The 462-nt window shown below is 38.3% G+C and carries 1 protein-coding gene; it reads left to right on the top strand.

Annotation, left to right across the window (positions count from 1 at the left end; genetic code table 11):
• Nucleotides 1–252: DNA methyltransferase (locus P3R27_RS14760; protein WP_301357613.1), on the top strand; the 252-nt coding region annotated here is incomplete at its 5' end.
• Nucleotides 253–462: the final 210 nt, after the last annotated feature.

Here is a 462-nt window from a genome sequence, read left to right as displayed (position 1 = left end):
AAAGATGATGTGAACGCATATTATCATCCGACGCAAAAGCCATTATCACTTATTGCTATACCAGTAAAAAATAGTTCTAAAAGACAAGATATCGTTTTAGATTTGTTTGGTGGCTCAGGTAGTACATTAATGACCTGTGACCAGTTGGAACGTATTTGTTATACTCTCGAATTAGATCCTCTATTTTGTGATGTAATTATTGAGAGATGGGAACGAGCAACAGGTAACGAAGCAATTTTAGTTTCAGAATAAAAAAGAAGCCGAGTGCGTAAACACTCGACTACTTCAACGAGGACACAAAGCCCCCGAAGACACAGAGAATGCCCACGCGTGGTTTTTCGATACCCTCTGTATCTTTTAGCATCATAACAGATGTCGGGGTGCTTAGACAATGGAAAACGAAAAATTTGATTTAGACTATGAGATTGAAAAAGCGATGGAGAAAGCAGAGTCTATTGATGA

Source organism: Enterococcus spodopteracolus, from assembly GCF_030441955.1.
Classification (GTDB): Bacteria; Bacillota; Bacilli; order Lactobacillales; family Enterococcaceae; genus Enterococcus_B; species Enterococcus_B spodopteracolus.
The sequence above is the reverse complement of the archived record's forward strand: the minus strand, read 5'-3'. Positions and strand labels throughout refer to the sequence as shown.